The following is a 16,615-nucleotide window of genomic DNA, read 5'->3' on the forward strand; positions in this document are numbered from 1 at the left end:
ATTATAACAACCTCTCTTCCCCAAGCCGCTTCGAAATTCCGTTAGCCATAAGCAGCAATGTTACGCTGACCACGGTTTTGAAAATCCCGCCGGCGGTCGCTAGTGAATAGTTACCTTGAGCAAGCCCGTATTTCAGTACAAAAATATCAATCGTTTCTGCCCAGTCCACAACCAGCCCGTTGCCGAGCAGGTACTGCACTTCAAAGCCCGCCTCCAGCACATGTCCGATAGACATAATCATCAGAATAACGATCGTTGCTTTGATCCCTGGAAGGGTTACGAATCTCATTTTTTTGTAGCGGCTCGCGCCGTCGATTTCCGCAGCTTCATAAAGTGCAGGGTCTATGGAAGCAATGGCTGCCAGATAAATAATCGTATTCCAGCCGACTTCCTTCCACACATGTGAAGCCCCGACAATGCCCCAGAAATATTTGCCTTCACTGAGCCAGAGAATCGGCTCTTTAATCAGATGCAGCTTCATCAGTACGATATTGACGATCCCGTCATTGATCGACAGCGAAGTGGCCACAATGCCGGTAACGATAATCCACGATAAAAAATGCGGCAGATAGGAAATCGTCTGCACCGTTCTTTTCCAGAACATGTTCTTGATTTCATTGAGCAGTAATGCAAGCACGATAGCAGTGACAAAACCGAGAATCAGGTTGATCAGCCCCATCGCTACGGTATTACGCAGTACCCTGATGAAGTTATCATCGGTAAACAGGAACTTGAATTGCTTAAATCCTACCCATTCCTGTTCGCTGAAGGACTTGGCCGGCTTATAATTCTGGAAAGCCATGGTCCATCCCCAGACAGGGACGTAGGCAAAAAGAATAATATAGAGCATTAACGGTACAGACATCCAAATCAGCTGATTCTGGCTTTTCAACAGGGACCAGGTGATCGGCTGCTTCTTCTTTTTTTTCTTGGGATGCCGGACGACGGTTTCTATTTCTAGGGTCTCATCCATAGTAGTTGTCTCCCCAATCCATCATTTTAATTTAGGAAGTGGAAGGCCGGAACCGGCCCTCCACCCTCTGATTCCGGAAGCTGATGCTCCGTTATTTGCTCCAGTTATCAATTCTCCACTTAATCTGCTCGTTAATCTTATCTTCATAAGCCTTCACATTGGCCTTTTTAATCTGTCCGACATAATCACTCCAGACGGAATCAAAGTCAGCCGGATCGGCAAGGATGGCTTTAGGCAGGAACTTGGTCTGCAGTTCATTTAGTTTCGTACTTGCAATTTTGGCATCCGAGCCTTCAATAAGGTCGATAGACCAGGCAGGATAATAGACCGGGTTGGCAGGCGGTTCGCTGAAGAAATCGACATAGCTGTTAAAGCCGTAGGCATCAAGAACTTCCTTGTCGAAAGGTTTCAGACCTGCTTTGTACTCTTCAGGCTGTGCAGCAGCATCCGTTGAGTTGCCGTCACTGAAGCTTCCTTCAGTTTTTGGCAGGTAGTCAAACATTGCTTTGGCCTTATTGGCCAGCTGCCAGGTGGCATCAGCTGCATTGTCGCGCTGCTCCTGGGTTCTCATGAATCTGCCATTCTCTACAATATAATCTTCGCCTTCTATGCCCCAGGAGAACGTTTTCTGCCAGTCTTCCTGGATCAGGGTGTCAAGCAGCTTGATAATCTTCACCGGATCTTTGGCATTGATACTGATACCGAAGCCGTTGTTAAGGTTCAGAACTGCCAGATCGCGGTAGTAGTCTTTGGTCGACTCGTCATATACCAGCGGAAGACCTACGTAAGTGCGTTCAATTTTGCCTTGGGTGGTCAGGGAGTCCTCGGCAGCGTTGAAGTTCCAGTGTTGGTCGAACATCCCCAGAACCGTACCGCTGGACAGCTTCGCCATATACTGGTCATAGTTCTGAACAAAAGTCTCTTTATCGATCAGACCTTTTTGGTTCACTTCATTCAGCTTTTGATAGTACTGTTTAGCATAATCCTTGTCTGCAAAAATTTCGGCCACGCCGTTATTTACAACAACACCGCCATCATTCGGATGGCCGATCAGATGCTGCGGTGCATTGAACAGACCCCAGTTTTTCCAGTCATAGTTCAGAATTTCGAACCCGATCGTCGGACTTCCGTCGATTTCCGGATATTTCGCTTTATATTTCTCAATCAGATCAAAATATTGATCCAGCGTCTTCACCTTTGGATATCCGAATTCCTTGAGGACTGCTTTTTGCATCCAGAAGGCAGGTCCCGAATACCATGAACTATTAACCTTACCGTTGTACACACCGTAGTTCGGGAGGATATAAATATGCCCGTCATTCGGATCCTTCATCATGTTCCAGTAATCCGCGTAATGCGCTTTCAAGTTTGGAGCGTATTGCTCAATCAAGTCTTCAAGCGGAATATAAGCCCCTGCTGCTGTAAGTTTTGTATTACCGGTTATCAAATCCGGATAATCCTGGCCGGCAATCATAACCCCAAGCTTCTGGTTGATGTCGCCTGCCAGAAATTCCATATCGAAGCTGGCACCCGTTTCTTCCTTGATTTTCTTATAAATTTTGTTGTCCGGTGTCGGCTGTTGTCCTGCTGCGCCGATGAAGACACTTACCTTAAACGGTTCAACCTTATCCCCTGTGTTAGCTGCTCCGGCAGTTTGTGCCGCACTGGTTTCTTCCGCTGTAGCATTTGTATTACCGTTGTTGTTCCCGCCGCAGCCGGCTAGTGTAAAGCTCAGGGATAACAGCATAATCAGTGAAGACTTAAACGTTCTTTTCGACTTGCCCCCCATAAAGCACCTCCATATTTTTGTTCACGCTTTCTTGTAAGCACTTACATTTATGAATTATAGAGGTGATTTCTATTCTAAAATACAACCGAATTAAAGGTATAACCCCAAAAATTTTAGGTCTTTATATTCCGGTATTCGTTCGGAGACATCTTCAATTTCTTCTCGAACTGCTTCAAAAACTGGCCGTAATTGACATAACCCACCTGCTCGGCAACCTCCGACAGCTTAAGTTTATGCTCATGGAGCAGCCTTGCGGCTTCCTCAATCCGCAGATTATGGAGCAGCTCGTTGAAGCCCATTCCGTTCTTCTTGATCAGGAGCTGGCCGAGATATACAGGATGCAGATAAAAGATTTCCGCCAGCCTCTGAATCGTCAGACTTTCGCGGTAATGCTCCTGAATGTATTGGTTGATATCCCGGACGATATCATGCGACCTCCTGCCCCGCTCTTCTAGAAGGAGCTCTATTCCAGCCTCTCCAGAGGTCAGCAGATAGCCCATTAGTCCGGTTAACGTGAGCCTGTAATGATGGATTTCCGGTAGTTGAAACTCTTTAAGCAGTTCCGGCAGCTTGCCGTTTTCTGTCACATGGGTCAATTCCCGGATCCGGTATATGAGATGTATAACAAACTTCTTCACTGCCTCGGGAGCCACAAGCTTCTCCTGAAAGCTGTGAGCCGCCGAGTCTACCGCGCTGCGGAAGCCTGGCAGATCCAGCGTGTTTATGAATCCGATCAGCTCGTCCGCCATCCGGATATGATCGTATTGCCTGCTGAACGGCGTATTCTTGATCTCGTGATACATCAGTAATCCGGCAGAGGAGGTCCGGTAAAAAAAGTGCTGCAGAGTTTCCTTAGCCGTCCGGTAGCTGTTCGTGATGCCGGTCAATAGAGGCACGCTGGTTCCGGCCGCGATAAACAGGGTCAGGCCGGGACACTCCTGCCGCAGCGAGTCGGCTACCCCGTTGATTGCTTCACTTTCATGGCCAGCCGCGAAACTTCCGAATACAATGGCGCAGCAGCCTGCCTCCAGATCCACCAGATACATCGCGGGCGCCCCGGCGATCAAGGCAGCCGCTTTGCCCCTGACCTCGGCATATTGCTGCGGTGCGGTCTGGATCAGGCAGACATTCCAGCAGCAGATGTCAGCGGGCAACGAGGCGAGAAACTCCGGATCGGCCTTCTCTGCCGGCTGCTCATATAACAGTCCTTTGATTACCGCCGCCGTCTCCTCCGAAGCCGCCATCTGCTTAAACCTCCGGCCGCGCTCCTCCTGCTCCAGTTCCTTGTAAATCTCCCGCAGTTCTTCTGTCGCTTCTTCCGGGAAAACCGGCTTTAGCAAATAATGATTAATACCGTACCGGATAGCAGTCTGGGCATATTCAAATTCGCTGTACCCGCTTAAGATTACAAACTTAATCTCCCTGCCCCCTGCCTGCTGCCAGGCGCCAATCATTTCAAGACCGTTCAATAGCGGCATATTTACATCCGTGATAACCAGATCCGGGTCCAGCTCACCGATTAACCGCAAGCCCTCCTGGCCGTTGCCGCAGGTCCCGCATATCTCGAAGCCAAGCTCCCGCCAGTCAATCCACAGCAGCATCCCTTCGAGAGCACTCGGCTCATCATCAATTAACAGCACTTTATAAGTCATAACCTTCCCTCCCCTCCCGGGGAATGAGTCTTCTCCAGCAGCTTCAGCGGGATGCCGAACGATACTGCAGTTCCCTCACCCGGCACACTGATGATTTCAAAAGTCACCTGATCGGCATAATACAGCTCCAATCTGCGGTACACATTGCGCATACCGATATTTAAGCCGGACGAATCCTCGGTGCGGATATTATGCAGTAAATCCTTGAGCTGCGCAGCCTCGATCCCCTTCCCGTTGTCGGAAACCGTGATCTGCAGGCGGTCCTCCCGGGCCGCTGCCCTCACCTTGATGATGCCCAGCCCTTCTATCGTCTGCAAGCCATGCTTGCAGGAATTTTCCACGAGCGGTTGCATGCTGAGCTTCGGAATTTTGTACTCCAGTGCCTGCTCCTCAATCTCGAACTGATAGTCGAACTTATCGCGGAATCTGAATTTCTCTATCTTTAGGTACATCTCAATAAACTGCATTTCCTCCTGCAGCGACACCAGGTCCTCCTTCCAGCGCAGCAGCCTGCGCAGCAGCTTAGAGAGACTTTTGATAATATCCGTCACATCGTCATATTTATTTTTGGTGCAGACCACAAGAATCGCGTTCAGCGTATTGAACAGAAAATGCGGATTCATCTGGCTTTGCAGAAAATTCAGCTCCGCCCTGACCCGTTCCATCTCCAGATTCTTACTCTGGATCTCCAGCTTATACACATCGTTAATCAGCGAGTTAATCCGCGAGGTCATCCTGTTAAAGTTATGAATCAGCCCGCCGATTTCATCGCGGCCCTCATCAATCCGGATCAGTTCAAACTTCTCGTTGGTTACCTTCTGCATATGCCTGGACAGCCGCTTTACCCGGTAATTGTAGGATCTCAGCATCACATAAATAAAAGCAGAGGTCAGCAGCGTGATCGTGGTCGCCAGCACAGCCGCATACAGCCGGATATCCAGAATGGCCTGTGTGATCCTCTCCCCTTGCGTAATTCCGATGATCCGCCAGCCCTTGAGATAGTTGGCCGTACCAAGCGGCAGCACATGAAGCTCCTGCTGATTATCTTCCTGCAGATTAAACAAAGGATAAGGTTCATCTGTCACCCGCTGATAGCCGCTGTCCGCTGACATGACAATCTGATTCTGCTCATTGACCAGATAGAGGCTGAGGTAATCTTTTTCTCGGGCAATCACGTCATACACTTCGCTTAGATCCAGATCAATCTTTAGCAGCTTTTTATATTCATTGAAGGACCTGAAATTATCCATCCAGTCCAAGACGCTGAGTGTAGGGATCGAAGAAGCGGTATTATCGTTCTCCGATGTCCGGTAAGCGGTAACAAGTACCTTATTGCGGGAGGATTCCGCCTGCTGATACCATTCACTTGCCAGTACTTTCTGGTTCATGATCTGATAATTGCCTCCTGAAACAATAGAACGGTTATCCGTAAACACGCTGATCCGATCAATCTGGTTGTTTACCGGCATGTAGCTGTTCAACCGGTCCCGCAGCTGTTCGTCAAAAGCACCATAAAAATCAATAGAGTCTTTATAGGACCGGTCCAGCATTTCATACAGGTTCTTATCCGTAGACAACGTATAGCTGACAGCAACCCCGCCTTCGATAAAATCATGAATATCCTTTCTCGCCCGCTCCAGGGAGATCTCCAGGTTCTGCTGCTCCCTTGATTTGATCAGATCTGTAATCCGGCCCAGAAACACCAGGTTGATGACCATAATAGGCAGAAGCACACCAACGATATAGATCAGGATAAATTTATAATTCAGCGGAATATCATTAACAATATTAGTGAAACGGATTCTTTTTTTCAGCATGGCTGTGCACCTGTCCTTCTTAGCGCTGCTTACAATTATTCGAATTCTTGTATACCGAAGGCAGGACGCCCACAATTCCTTTGAACTTATCGATAAAATAATCCGTGTTGCTGAATCCGACCTGCGCTGCAACGTCAGAGATTTTCAGCTCGGTCCGCTTCAGCAGCCCTTTGGCGGCTTCAATCCGCTTATCGTTCAGATATTCACAGAAGCTGCGGCCGGTCTCTTTCCGGAACAACTGTCCCAGGTAGGCGGAATTCATATGAAATTGCCGGGCCAGCTCCTGAAGCTGCAATTTATTGCGGAATTCAAGGTCTACGTACTGGATCACATTATAGATCGTGTTCCCTTCGTTAGCCTCCTGCAGCTCAGCCAGATAGCCAGCCGCCCGCCTGCACAGCCCGCTTACATAGCTGCCCAGCCTGAAATAATCGCCCAGCTCACCGAGATTTCCGAACTCCTCATGATGCTGATTCATCATCACGGCGGTTTCGCCATTGCGTTCGGCGACCAGCCGGCATAATGTCATTTCCAGATGGGCGATGCCGGCCTGGACAGCTTCTACCGAAAACAAATGCTGCGTGTAGAACATAAAGATATCCCTCACACAGGGCTCAATCGCCTGAAGCTCGCCTGCCTTTACTTTTTCCAGCAGCTCGGTAAAGGTTTCCTGTTCAATATTCGCTTCTTTACTGGTGCTCCTGAAGTCACAATTGAAAAAGACACCGCCCTTCTCTCTGCGGTACTTCAGCTTCCACATTTCCAGCGTCTGCAGATAAATATCTTTAAGGGACAGTGCGCCTGACATTCTTTCGCTGACCATAACCGCGACCGGCTCCTGCAGCTGTTCAGCCAAATCCTGCTGGAGCCGGGTGACTCCGGCTGTCAGGCTATCCCGGGAAAGGGAAGCGGATTGCAGAATCAGACCGAACCGGTCCGCGCTGTCCTGGAAGCAGCCTGCTAACTCGCAAGGGAAGTAATCCTTCAGATGCTGCTGCAGAAGCGCTGCTGCAGCGGGAGGATCTATAAGAATGCCCAGCAATTCCGCATCCGCCGGTATCTGCATCAGGTTGGCCGCCGTCAGCTGAATCTCCTCATCCTCCTCCCCGTGAATCAGGCGGTTGATCAGATTGCCGACAATCATTGCCTGCTTCTTCTGATACTCCAGACTGGAAGCGATTTCATTATGAATCATAAGACTGAGCCGGCTTAATAAGGCTTCGATCTCCTCTTCGTCGATCGGCTTCAGCAGATATTGATCTACCCGCTGGCGCAGGGCAATTCTTGCATATTGGAAATCGTCGTATCCGCTTAATATTACAAACCGGGGCGGCTTAACCATCGATTCATTCAGCCTGGTAATAAGCTCAAGACCGTTAAAGACCGGGAGATTAATATCCGTTAGTACGAGATCCGGCCTAAGCTCCTCGACCAGTCTCAGTGCATCCGGGCCGTTAAGGGCTTCGCCGCACACTTCAAATCCATACTTTTCCCAGTCCACCATCGTCCGCAGTCCTTCAAGTACCCAGGGCTCATCATCAACAATCATGACTTTCAGCATGTGCCACGCGCCTCCATATTCAGATTTGCAAAGAGATTTCAGCAAAATAACTATAGACCATGCTAACATAGATTTGTGAAAACGTGGAAGAAGAACTGTGAAGAAAAGAGGAAACAGATCAACGTCCTCAATGAAATCTCTCCTGCTGCCCCGCCTGATACTAAGTCATATAATGTAACATTAGTCATTTACTTTGCAGATTTTTTCTCTATAATGGAGTTTAAGTTATCGTAAAAACTGGTGTTTTCGAATATTTATACTTTTTTCGCGTTACATTTCATAACACATTAGACATCACTACAGGGAAGTGAATTTCTTGACAGTCGCCTTGCTTCTCTCATCCAATGAACACAAGAAGAAATTGTCCCGCTGCTACAATGAGGTTCATAAGGAGCTGTACGGAGTCGGAGTGACCCAGCTAAAGATTGAAGCTGTGAACGAGACCATGATTATGTTCCTGGTGAAGCATCAGCGGGTCGCAGCCCTTCGCGCCCTGGAGGACCATTATCCTGAGCTGAAGCAGTCTGTAGACGCCGCGCTGCATCAGGAATTCAAGCGGAGAATCCAGAAGAAGCTTACCGAAGAGCTGGAGCTGCCAGCCGCTGGCGTACTCAGGGATTACGATCCCCAGACGGCCTGGGCCTGCACCGTCATTATATGTGACTCCGGTCCAGATCAATGATGCGGGATTTATCCCGCGGATTTACCGCAGCCGGTGTTCATTCTGGGTTATTCCGATAATTCAAATACCAGGCTTCATCTCGATTCATCCTGATGAGCCACATTCCCTTTAAGGTTCGCCCTATATCTGTTTACAGATTGCAGGAAGCCGTTGAGTAGAGACCTCTCTATTTCAGCGGCTTCTTTTTGTTATATACATCTGACCGCCAAGGCTTCGCAGCAACGCAGCCCTTGGTTAAAGGAGATCCAGCGCATGAGAATTGTAGTAGCCATTACAGGAGCCAGCGGCTCGATTTACGGGTACTCCCTGATCCGCAGCCTGCACCAGCTCGGCATTGAAACCTATATCATTGCCACCGGTGCCGGTGAGAACGTGATGAAATATGAATGCGGCATCGATATGCACGAGCTTGCCCAGTATGGGACCGTCCTATCGAATTCCGACCTGTTCGCTCCCGTTGCCAGCGGATCCTTCAGAACGGACGGAATGGTGATTGTCCCCTGCTCCATGAATACGCTTGGTGCTATTGCGAACGGCATGGGCGACACTCTGCTGAACCGAGCAGCCAGTGTGGTGCTGAAGGAGCGGCGCAGGCTGGTCATTGTACCCCGCGAAACACCACTGCATCTGATTCATCTGGAGAATATGCTCCGGCTCGCCCGGGCAGGTGCCGACATTATGCCAGCCTCCCCCGGCTTCTATAATCATCCGGCCGAAATCTGGGAGCTGGTGAATTTCATGAATGCCCGGGTGCTTGATGCATTCGGAATTGAACATCAGCTGATGAAAAGATGGGGTGAGAACTAAATGGCCGCAGTCAGTATCAGACAATTGCTGGACCGCTGGGAGAGAAGCGGCGAGCTGCTGCATATCCGCAGAGAGGTTGACCCCCGCTTCGAGCTTGGGGCTGTTGTGAAGGCTGTAAAGGGCAAGCAGCCGCTAATCTTCGAGAAGGTTAAGGGATATTCCGGCCCGATGACCGTCGGTCTTGGCGGCTCCAAGGCGCTGATCGCGGACAGCTTGGACCTGACTCCAGCCGAGCTGCTGCCGAGACTGGTTGCAGCCATCGTCTCGCCTACGCCAACCCGGCTGGTGGAGCACGCGCCGGTGCACGAGAAGGTCATCACCAGCCGGATCTGCCTGAAGGAGCTGTTTCCGGTATGTACCTACCATGCGGAGGATAGCGGTGCTTACTATGTCTCCGGTGTGATGGTCGTCAAAGGCGAGGACGGGCGCAAGCGTTATACCTCCATCCGGCGCATGCAGCTGCTGGAAGGTAACCGGACCGGTATTCTGATCTCCTCCCCCGAGCTATTCCAGCAGTACAAACAATTCGAAGAACTCGGAGAGCCGATGGAAGCGGCCTTCATGTTCGGAGTTGTGCCGGCGGTCGTGCTGGCTTCGCAGATCAGTACTCACTTATTCCATACGGATAAGCTGGAAGTGGCCTCTTCCCTGCTCCATCAGCCGCTCGATGTCGTCCAGTGCAAAACGGTTGACCTTGAAGTTCTGGCTGAGGCGGAGGTTGTGTTCGAGGGGCGGATACTCCCCGGTATCCGCGAACCGGAAGGTCCGTTTGGAGAACTGGGCGGCTATTACGGCCCGCGTACTGAGCAGCCGGTGGTCGAAATCTCTGCCGTCACCCACCGGAACCGGCCCATATGGCAGACCATCCTTCCGGCCAGCTACGAGGAGAAGCTGCCGATGGCCATCTCCCGCGAAATCGCCCTGCTCAGCTCCGTCCGCCAGGTTGTTCCGGGAGTGAAGGATGTTCATATTACCATGGGCGGGGTCGGCCGCTACCACGCGGTCATCCAGATCCGCAAAGTCCAGGAAGGCGACGGAAAAACAGCACTGCTGGCTGCTTTTGCCGGCGACAAAGACCTCAAGCATGTTGTGGTGATCGATGATGACGTCAACCCGCTAGACCCGCTGGATGTGGAATGGGCAATTGCCACCCGGGTACAGGCCGATCTCGACCTGTTCATCGTCCCGGGCGCCAAAGGCTCCCCGCTAGAACCGTCCCATAATCTGCGCGGGGTATCGGCCAAAATGGGCATCGACGCCACCTGTCCTCTCGCACACAAAGAGCAGTACCGGAGAACGCATATTCCGGGACAGGATGAGATCCGGCTGGAGGACTATGTGTAGGCTTAGGTTTTTATAAAGATAAGCTCACAAAACTTAAGCTCATGCTTCCGAAGTAGTTTTGTACGATGTGGACTCTGTGAAGGATAGGCTCACAAAACTTTAAGCATATGCTTCCGAAGCAAGTTTTGTACGATGCGGACTCTACGAAGGATGGGCTCACAAAACTTTAAGCTTATGCTTCCGAAGTGAGTTTTGTACGATGCGGACTCTGTGAAGAATGGGCTCACAAAACTTTGAGGAGGTGGATTATGCAAGCAATCGGCTTAATTGAAACACGCGGCCTGACCCCGGCGCTGGAAGCGCTGGATGCCATGTGCAAGGCGGCGAATGTCAGGCTGGTCGACTTCAAACGGGTTGGCTCAGGTCTGGTGACAGTAATCGTTGAGGGCGACGTCGCCTCTGTGGCCGCAGCCGTCGAAGCCGGAATAGCCGCTTATCAGAAGACCGGCGGACAACTGGTGTCATCAAACGTCATTCCGCGCCCGCATCCCGGTCTCGCCAGAATGCTCATCTAAGCTTTCAGCGTAATTCAAGCCACCTAGGAGGTGATTCACCTTGTCCAGTTTTATGAAGGACGTTATTACTGAAGTGCTCCAGAGAAATCGCACTGCCGCTCCGGCGGGCGCAGCGGCCTCTGCTCCTTCCTGCGCGGTAAGCAGCCGGGAGAAATGCCCGCACACCTGTGCTCAGCCGGGCAATTGCTCCAAACCCAAGCTTCCGGTTCAACGTACCAATTACCAGAAGGAGCAGGCTGCCAGACGGCTGGCCGTCCTTTCCGGCCACCCTTCACCGGCACAGGCTCCTGCCGGCCGGCAGCCGGATTCTCTTGCAGCTGCCAGGGTAGTGCAGCCGGCAAACCAGCCGGCAGCGGATGCTGCCCCAGGCCGGGAAATGGCCGGACAATACCTGTCTCCACTGCTTCTGCGCACCTTGTCTCCGCTGGAGCAGAAGGATAACAGCCCCGGGGGAACTCTCCCCCACCGCGGATCACCCCGGAGCCGCAAGATCCGCATGCCCCGGTCCGCCTCCCGGCAGCAGGCGGAATGGAGGTCTGGCTGTTCCCCCGAATCCGCGATGACCTCCGTCCGCTGTTTGGCAGCTCCGGCCGGAATTACAGCTCAGCCGGGATAATCAGCGCAGCAGCTTGTCATCCGGGCCAGCTGTTCGCGGTCGAAGAGCTGCTCTCAGGCGAACCGGAGCTGGAATCGGATATCAACTGGAGTGTGGACGGCGGAGGGTTTGAACTTAAGCTATTCAGCAAGGATCACCATAAGGTGGCTGCCAAGCTTAAAGAGCTCACCGAGTATATGCAAGACGGAGCCGCTTCTGCTGTCCAGGTATGGATCAGCCTCCAGCCCGCCCGGCTGCTGCGGCGGTATTTCGGCGGCGGACAACAGGAAGCCATTGCGGTAGTAGCCGGTTCTTCCCGCTGGAACAGCATCGGCATCGCGGAGCAGTGGCTGCAGCGCTCCCCTTCGCCTTATCTGCACATCCGTACGGAACACGGTTATTGCATTATAAGCGGAACTGCCGAACAGATGGCTGGTGCAGCGCCGGAGCTTACACGCCTGGCAGCGTCAGTCAGATGATTACAACCACCGCTGATCAGCGGATGAATTCAATAAGGAGGCTTCCTTCATGCAAGCACTGGGTTTAATCGAGACGCTGGGCTTTACTACCGCCGTCTCAGCAGCGGATGCCGCGCTCAAAGCGGCGGATGTGCAGCTGGTTGCCGTCGAGAAGGTCATAGGCGTCGGCGGTTCACTGGGCGTGACTCTGCATTTCAGCGGGGATGTTGCTGCCGTAACCTCATCCGTAGAGGCAGGCAAGGCTGAAGCGCAGCGGGTCGGCACAGTGGTCTCCGCGCATGTAATTGCCAAGGCGCATAGTGATGTGACCGGCAAGATACTGGGCAATTACCTGTTGCCTGAGAACAGCATAGAGACTGATTCTGCAGTCTCCACCCCTCCGCCGCACCAGTCTTCTGCCACAACCGCTAAACCGCCCAAGTCAGCGGACTTAGTCCAAGCATCAGATTCACCGGATTCACCGGATCAGCCAAACTAAGAAACATAAAAATTAATATATTTTAAAATAATGGAGGTTTTTAAAATGGGAGAATCACTGGGATTAATCGAAACAAAAGGTCTGGTGGGCGCAATTGAAGCGGCTGATGCAATGGTTAAGGCTGCGAATGTAGAAATTTGCGGGTACGAAAAAATCGGCTTCGGTCTCGTAACGGTCATGGTCCGGGGAGATGTGGGTGCGGTAAAAGCAGCTACCGATGCAGGAGCTGCTGCAGCTAAACGTGTCGGGGAGCTAGTGTCGGTGCATGTCATTCCGCGGCCGCACAGTGAGGTGGAACGCGCGCTGTTGTCCAAGGGAATTGAATAATATTCACCATGGACAGCCGGCATAGCGCGGTTACAGCCAGCGCCCTTCTCGGCCTGGCTTACCGGTCCAGGGAACAGGAATTGAACAAGGACTTCCCCCGGGTCTTTATTCTGCTGGCCGGTCACTTTATTGGCATGGAAGAAGGATATTCCGCTATAAGGCAGCTGGACCGGAACCGGACACGGCTGCGGTTAGCTGCGGATGAACAGCTGTTCCGTGACATTACAGTTCAGGAGCTGGCTGCAGCAACAGGTGTGGACGACATCACTGCACCTGCTGGTCTCCGTTCCTGTTCATCGGAGGCTGCCGATATGCTGTTTATTCCGGTGCTTTCCTTGTCTTTGTTGTCCCGCTTAGTCCAACTGGATGCCTCTGATCCTTTTGTGGAGCTGATTGTACGGTTCCTCTGTGCCGGCAAACCCGTGGGCACGCTGACGCTTGGGGCGAATCCGGGGCATTACCGCTGGGGGGAGCAGGGTATGTTCCAGGCTCCACCCCGGCTGAAGGACGAACTGCAGCATAAGCTTACAGCCATTGAAGATTTCGGCATCACGCTGCTTGAACCGGATCAGGTGAACCGCTGGATAACCTCTGCTCAGGCAAGGCTAAGCAGACAAGTGTTGACCGCCGAGGACATTCAAGCTGCAGTAAGACTCGGCACAACGTCCATCCGCCTGGCGGCTTCTGCGGTGATCACTCCGCTTGCCGCGGATCTGGCCAGGCAGCATGGTATTGAAATTGAATTCTAAACCGAAGAGGTGACAATCACATGAAGCTGGGAATCATTACGGGGCATGTCGTCGCAACGCGGAAAGATGAGAATCTGATCGGCGCCAAGCTGCTGATCATTCAGCCGATCCTGCCCGATGGGGCACCGGCAGGCAAGCCGGTCGTTGCCGTTGATACAGTAGGCGCGGGTATCGGCGAGACGATTATCTATGCGGTGGGCAGCGTGGCATCAAGAGCAACACAGCATCCGAATGCCCCGGTTGATGCAGCCATTGTCGGGATCGTGGACAGTGTCGATTGCGCCCGGACTGGAGGTGTGTAGCAGATGCTGACAACAGAGATTAAAGATGCGATTCAGCGCCGGCGGATGATTGATGTGCTGCTCTCCGGCGATGCTTATGCCGACCTGGTACTGAAAGGCGGCTATATCATTAACGTAATTACCCGGGAGATTTATCCCGGCGATGTCGCCGTCAAAGGCGACCGGATACTGCTTGTCGGTCAGGCTGATAAGCTGATTGGCCCCTCGACCACCGTTGAAGACATGAGCGGCAAATTCATCAGCCCCGGTTTTATTGATTCACATATGCATTTTGAGAGTGCGATGCTGACGGTTACGGAATTCTCGAAGCTGTCCATCCCTACAGGAACAACCACCCTGGTGGCTGATCCGCATGAAATCGGCAACGTGCTGGGTGTGCCCGGCATGAAGGCGATGATTGATGAGGCACGTACACTGCCGAACCGCGTCCTGTTCACCGTCCCCTGCCTTACTCCCGATGTTCCGGGCCTGGAAACCGCTGGCGCAGATATCGGCTCCAAGGATATGCAAGACCTGCTCAACGATGATTATGTGCAGGGGATCGGCGAGCTGCAGGGCTTCAGCAATGTCCATCCGGTGTACAACAATGCGCCTTATTTAATAGATGATCTGCTTGCTTCCGTCTCTTACGCCAAATCAGTCGGCAAAAGCATCGAAGGCAACGCCCCCGGCCTGTTTGGCCGGGAGCTGGCAGCGCATATCATTTGCGGCGGCGGCCATGTCTCCTGCCATGAGACCACCACCAAGGAAGAAATGATGGAGAAGCTGCGCTACGGGGTCAGCGTGTTCATGCGCGAAGGCTCCTCGCAGCGGAACATGGCGGAATGCATCCGCGCCATTACCGAGGAGGGAATGGATTCCCGGCGGGCGATTCTCGTCTCCGATGATATGGTTCCCGAGGATCTGCTGAAGCACGGACATATGAATGATATTGTACGCCGCACTATTGCTGTAGGTATCGACCCCGTTGAGGCGATCCAGATGGTTACGATTAATCCGGCTACCCATTTCGGGTTCCAGGATATCGGACTGCTGGCCCCCGGAGCCAAAGCCGATATCGCTGTCATCAGCGATCTGACGCAGATGACGATATCGCAGGTGTATATCAGCGGAGTCAAGGTAGCCCAGGACGGCGAATTGACCCGTGACATCCCATCCTATACCTATCCCGCTTCCGTGAAGAAATCAGTCAAGCGGAAGCCCGTGAAGCTGGAGGACCTGCAGCTCTCCTCCGGCGGGGCGCACGGCAGCGTGCAGGTCCGCGCTATCGAGGTCATCCCCGACCAGAATCTGACCGGAGCGGGGATCTTCACCGCCGCCGTCAAGGACGGAGTCGTGCAGCCTTCGGTAGAGAACGACCTCCTGCCCCTGCTCGTTGTCGAGCGGCATGGCCGCAGCGGCAAGATCGGCAAAACCTTCGTCCGCGGCATGCAGCTGAAGGCCGGTGCCATCGCCGAAAGTGTGGCCCATGATACCCACAACATCATTGTCACCGGCACCAATTACGCCGATATGGTGACCGCGGTCAACCGGGTCATTGCCATGGACGGCGGGATCGCGATGATTGAAGGCGGCAAGGTGGTCGGTGATCTGCCGCTGCGCATCGGCGGCCTGATGACCGACGAGCTGACTGGCAAAGAGATGAGCGCAAGAATCACCGAGTTGCACCGTCTGGCCCGTGAGGAGCTGGGCTGCACCCTGCATGTGCCGTTTATGCACCTGTCCTTCCTTTCGCTCGTCACCAGCCCGGCCTGGAAAATTACCGACATCGGCCTGATTGATGCCGACGCCTTCACCGTACTGCCGGCGCTGGCCTGATCATCACTAGTTTATCAAAGGAGGCTGCTGCGCTTGGGTATTCAGATAATCGATCTATCCCAGGAGATCTATCAGGGGATGCCGGTGTTCCCGCCGCATCAGAAGACGATGATTTTCCCCAATATGAACCATGAGGAGAGCCGGCAGAAGCTTGGCTTCGAATTCGCTACGAATAACCTGCTTATTAACGAGCATGGCCCGACTCACAGTGATGCCGTCTATGAATATGATCCGCAAGGGGCGACGATTGACGAGATGCCGCTGGAGTATTTTTACGGGCCGGCCGTCTGCCTTGACCTCTCTCATATTTCACCGGATGACTATATTACCCGCAGGGATTTGGAGCTGGCTCTGGGCAAAGGTTATCTTTATCTCGACAAAGGTGACATCGTGCTGCTCTACACCGGTCATTATAACCGCGCATACGGCACGGACGAATGGCTGACCCGCTACACCGGACTCGATTACGAGGCGGCTGAATGGCTGGCCCGGCAGGGGGTCGTTAATATCGGCATCGACGCGCCTTCCATCGACAACCCGCTGGATACCACCTTTGCCGGGCATCTGATATGCCGTGAGTACAAGCTGACCAATACCGAGAACCTCTGCAATCTCGACCAAATCGCACAGAAGCGGTTCCTCTACTTCGGGCTCCCGCTCAAAATCCGCAAAGGCACCGGCTCTCCCATCCGGGCGGTCGCAGTATTCATAGAATAAAATATTAAGC

At 52.6% G+C, this 16,615-nt stretch carries 17 protein-coding genes; 12 read left to right on the plus strand and 5 right to left on the minus strand.

Annotation, left to right across the window (positions count from 1 at the left end):
• Window position 1: 1 nt before the first annotated feature.
• From QU597_RS24420 to QU597_RS24440, 5 genes are all read right to left on the minus strand, one after another.
• A complete protein-coding gene (locus QU597_RS24420) occupies window positions 2–973 on the minus strand; it encodes an ABC transporter permease (protein WP_236337259.1) in 972 nt (323 codons plus the stop codon).
• Between the two features lie 91 nt (window positions 974–1,064).
• The gene (locus tag QU597_RS24425) at window positions 1,065–2,762 is read right to left on the minus strand and encodes a type 2 periplasmic-binding domain-containing protein (RefSeq protein WP_310830209.1); all 1,698 of its coding nucleotides are present in this window, start codon (window positions 2,760–2,762) and stop codon (window positions 1,065–1,067) included.
• Window positions 2,763–2,875: 113 nt separating this feature from the next.
• Entirely contained in the window at window positions 2,876–4,414 is a 1,539-nt protein-coding gene (locus QU597_RS24430) for a response regulator transcription factor (protein ID WP_310830210.1), read from the minus strand.
• Window positions 4,411–6,231 carry a sensor histidine kinase gene (locus tag QU597_RS24435; protein ID WP_310830211.1) on the minus strand — a complete coding sequence of 607 codons (1,821 nt, stop codon included), beginning with the start codon at window positions 6,229–6,231 and terminating at the stop codon, window positions 4,411–4,413. The genes QU597_RS24430 and QU597_RS24435 overlap by 4 nt, the downstream gene beginning before the upstream one ends.
• A 19-nt stretch (window positions 6,232–6,250) precedes the next feature.
• The gene (locus QU597_RS24440; RefSeq protein ID WP_310830212.1) at window positions 6,251–7,792 is read right to left on the minus strand and encodes a response regulator; all 1,542 of its coding nucleotides are present in this window, start codon (window positions 7,790–7,792) and stop codon (window positions 6,251–6,253) included.
• A gap of 316 nt (window positions 7,793–8,108) precedes the next feature.
• Between QU597_RS24440 and QU597_RS24445 the strand changes: the two genes are divergently transcribed.
• From QU597_RS24445 to QU597_RS24500, 12 genes are all read left to right on the plus strand, one after another.
• A complete protein-coding gene (locus QU597_RS24445; protein WP_310830213.1) occupies window positions 8,109–8,474 on the plus strand; it encodes a DUF2294 domain-containing protein in 366 nt (121 codons plus the stop codon).
• A 198-nt stretch (window positions 8,475–8,672) separates the two neighbouring features.
• On the plus strand, window positions 8,673–9,281 hold the full coding sequence (locus QU597_RS24450; RefSeq protein ID WP_502572714.1) for a UbiX family flavin prenyltransferase: 609 nt from the start codon (window positions 8,673–8,675) through the stop codon (window positions 9,279–9,281).
• Window positions 9,282–10,625 (plus strand): UbiD family decarboxylase, encoded by a 1,344-nt coding sequence (locus QU597_RS24455; protein WP_310830215.1) that lies wholly within the window; start codon window positions 9,282–9,284, stop codon window positions 10,623–10,625.
• Window positions 10,626–10,873: 248 nt separating this feature from the next.
• Window positions 10,874–11,140, plus strand: coding sequence for a BMC domain-containing protein (locus QU597_RS24460; RefSeq protein WP_310833404.1), 267 nt, complete (start codon window positions 10,874–10,876; stop codon window positions 11,138–11,140).
• A gap of 40 nt (window positions 11,141–11,180) precedes the next feature.
• A complete protein-coding gene (locus QU597_RS24465; protein WP_310830216.1) occupies window positions 11,181–11,756 on the plus strand; it encodes a hypothetical protein in 576 nt (191 codons plus the stop codon).
• Complete coding sequence (locus tag QU597_RS24470) at window positions 11,669–12,214, plus strand: hypothetical protein (RefSeq protein ID WP_310830217.1); 546 nt, start codon at window positions 11,669–11,671, stop codon at window positions 12,212–12,214. The genes QU597_RS24465 and QU597_RS24470 overlap by 88 nt, the downstream gene beginning before the upstream one ends.
• 49 nt (window positions 12,215–12,263) lie before the next feature.
• Window positions 12,264–12,692, plus strand: coding sequence for a BMC domain-containing protein (locus tag QU597_RS24475; RefSeq protein WP_310830218.1), 429 nt, complete (start codon window positions 12,264–12,266; stop codon window positions 12,690–12,692).
• Window positions 12,693–12,737: 45 nt separating this feature from the next.
• On the plus strand, window positions 12,738–13,019 hold the full coding sequence (locus QU597_RS24480) for a BMC domain-containing protein (protein ID WP_019908484.1): 282 nt from the start codon (window positions 12,738–12,740) through the stop codon (window positions 13,017–13,019).
• Between the two features lie 8 nt (window positions 13,020–13,027).
• Window positions 13,028–13,768 carry a hypothetical protein gene (locus QU597_RS24485; RefSeq protein ID WP_310830219.1) on the plus strand — a complete coding sequence of 247 codons (741 nt, stop codon included), beginning with the start codon at window positions 13,028–13,030 and terminating at the stop codon, window positions 13,766–13,768.
• Window positions 13,769–13,788: 20 nt separating this feature from the next.
• Window positions 13,789–14,070: a EutN/CcmL family microcompartment protein gene (locus QU597_RS24490; RefSeq protein WP_310830220.1), complete on the plus strand. Its 282-nt coding sequence runs from the start codon at window positions 13,789–13,791 to the stop codon at window positions 14,068–14,070.
• Between the two features lie 3 nt (window positions 14,071–14,073).
• Complete coding sequence (locus QU597_RS24495) at window positions 14,074–15,888, plus strand: adenine deaminase (protein WP_310830221.1); 1,815 nt, start codon at window positions 14,074–14,076, stop codon at window positions 15,886–15,888.
• Window positions 15,889–15,921: 33 nt separating this feature from the next.
• Window positions 15,922–16,605 (plus strand): cyclase family protein, encoded by a 684-nt coding sequence (locus QU597_RS24500; RefSeq protein WP_310830222.1) that lies wholly within the window; start codon window positions 15,922–15,924, stop codon window positions 16,603–16,605.
• The last annotated feature ends 10 nt before the right edge of the window (window positions 16,606–16,615 follow it).

This window comes from Paenibacillus pedocola, from assembly GCF_031599675.1.
Taxonomy (GTDB): domain Bacteria; phylum Bacillota; class Bacilli; order Paenibacillales; family Paenibacillaceae; genus Paenibacillus_AQ; species Paenibacillus_AQ pedocola.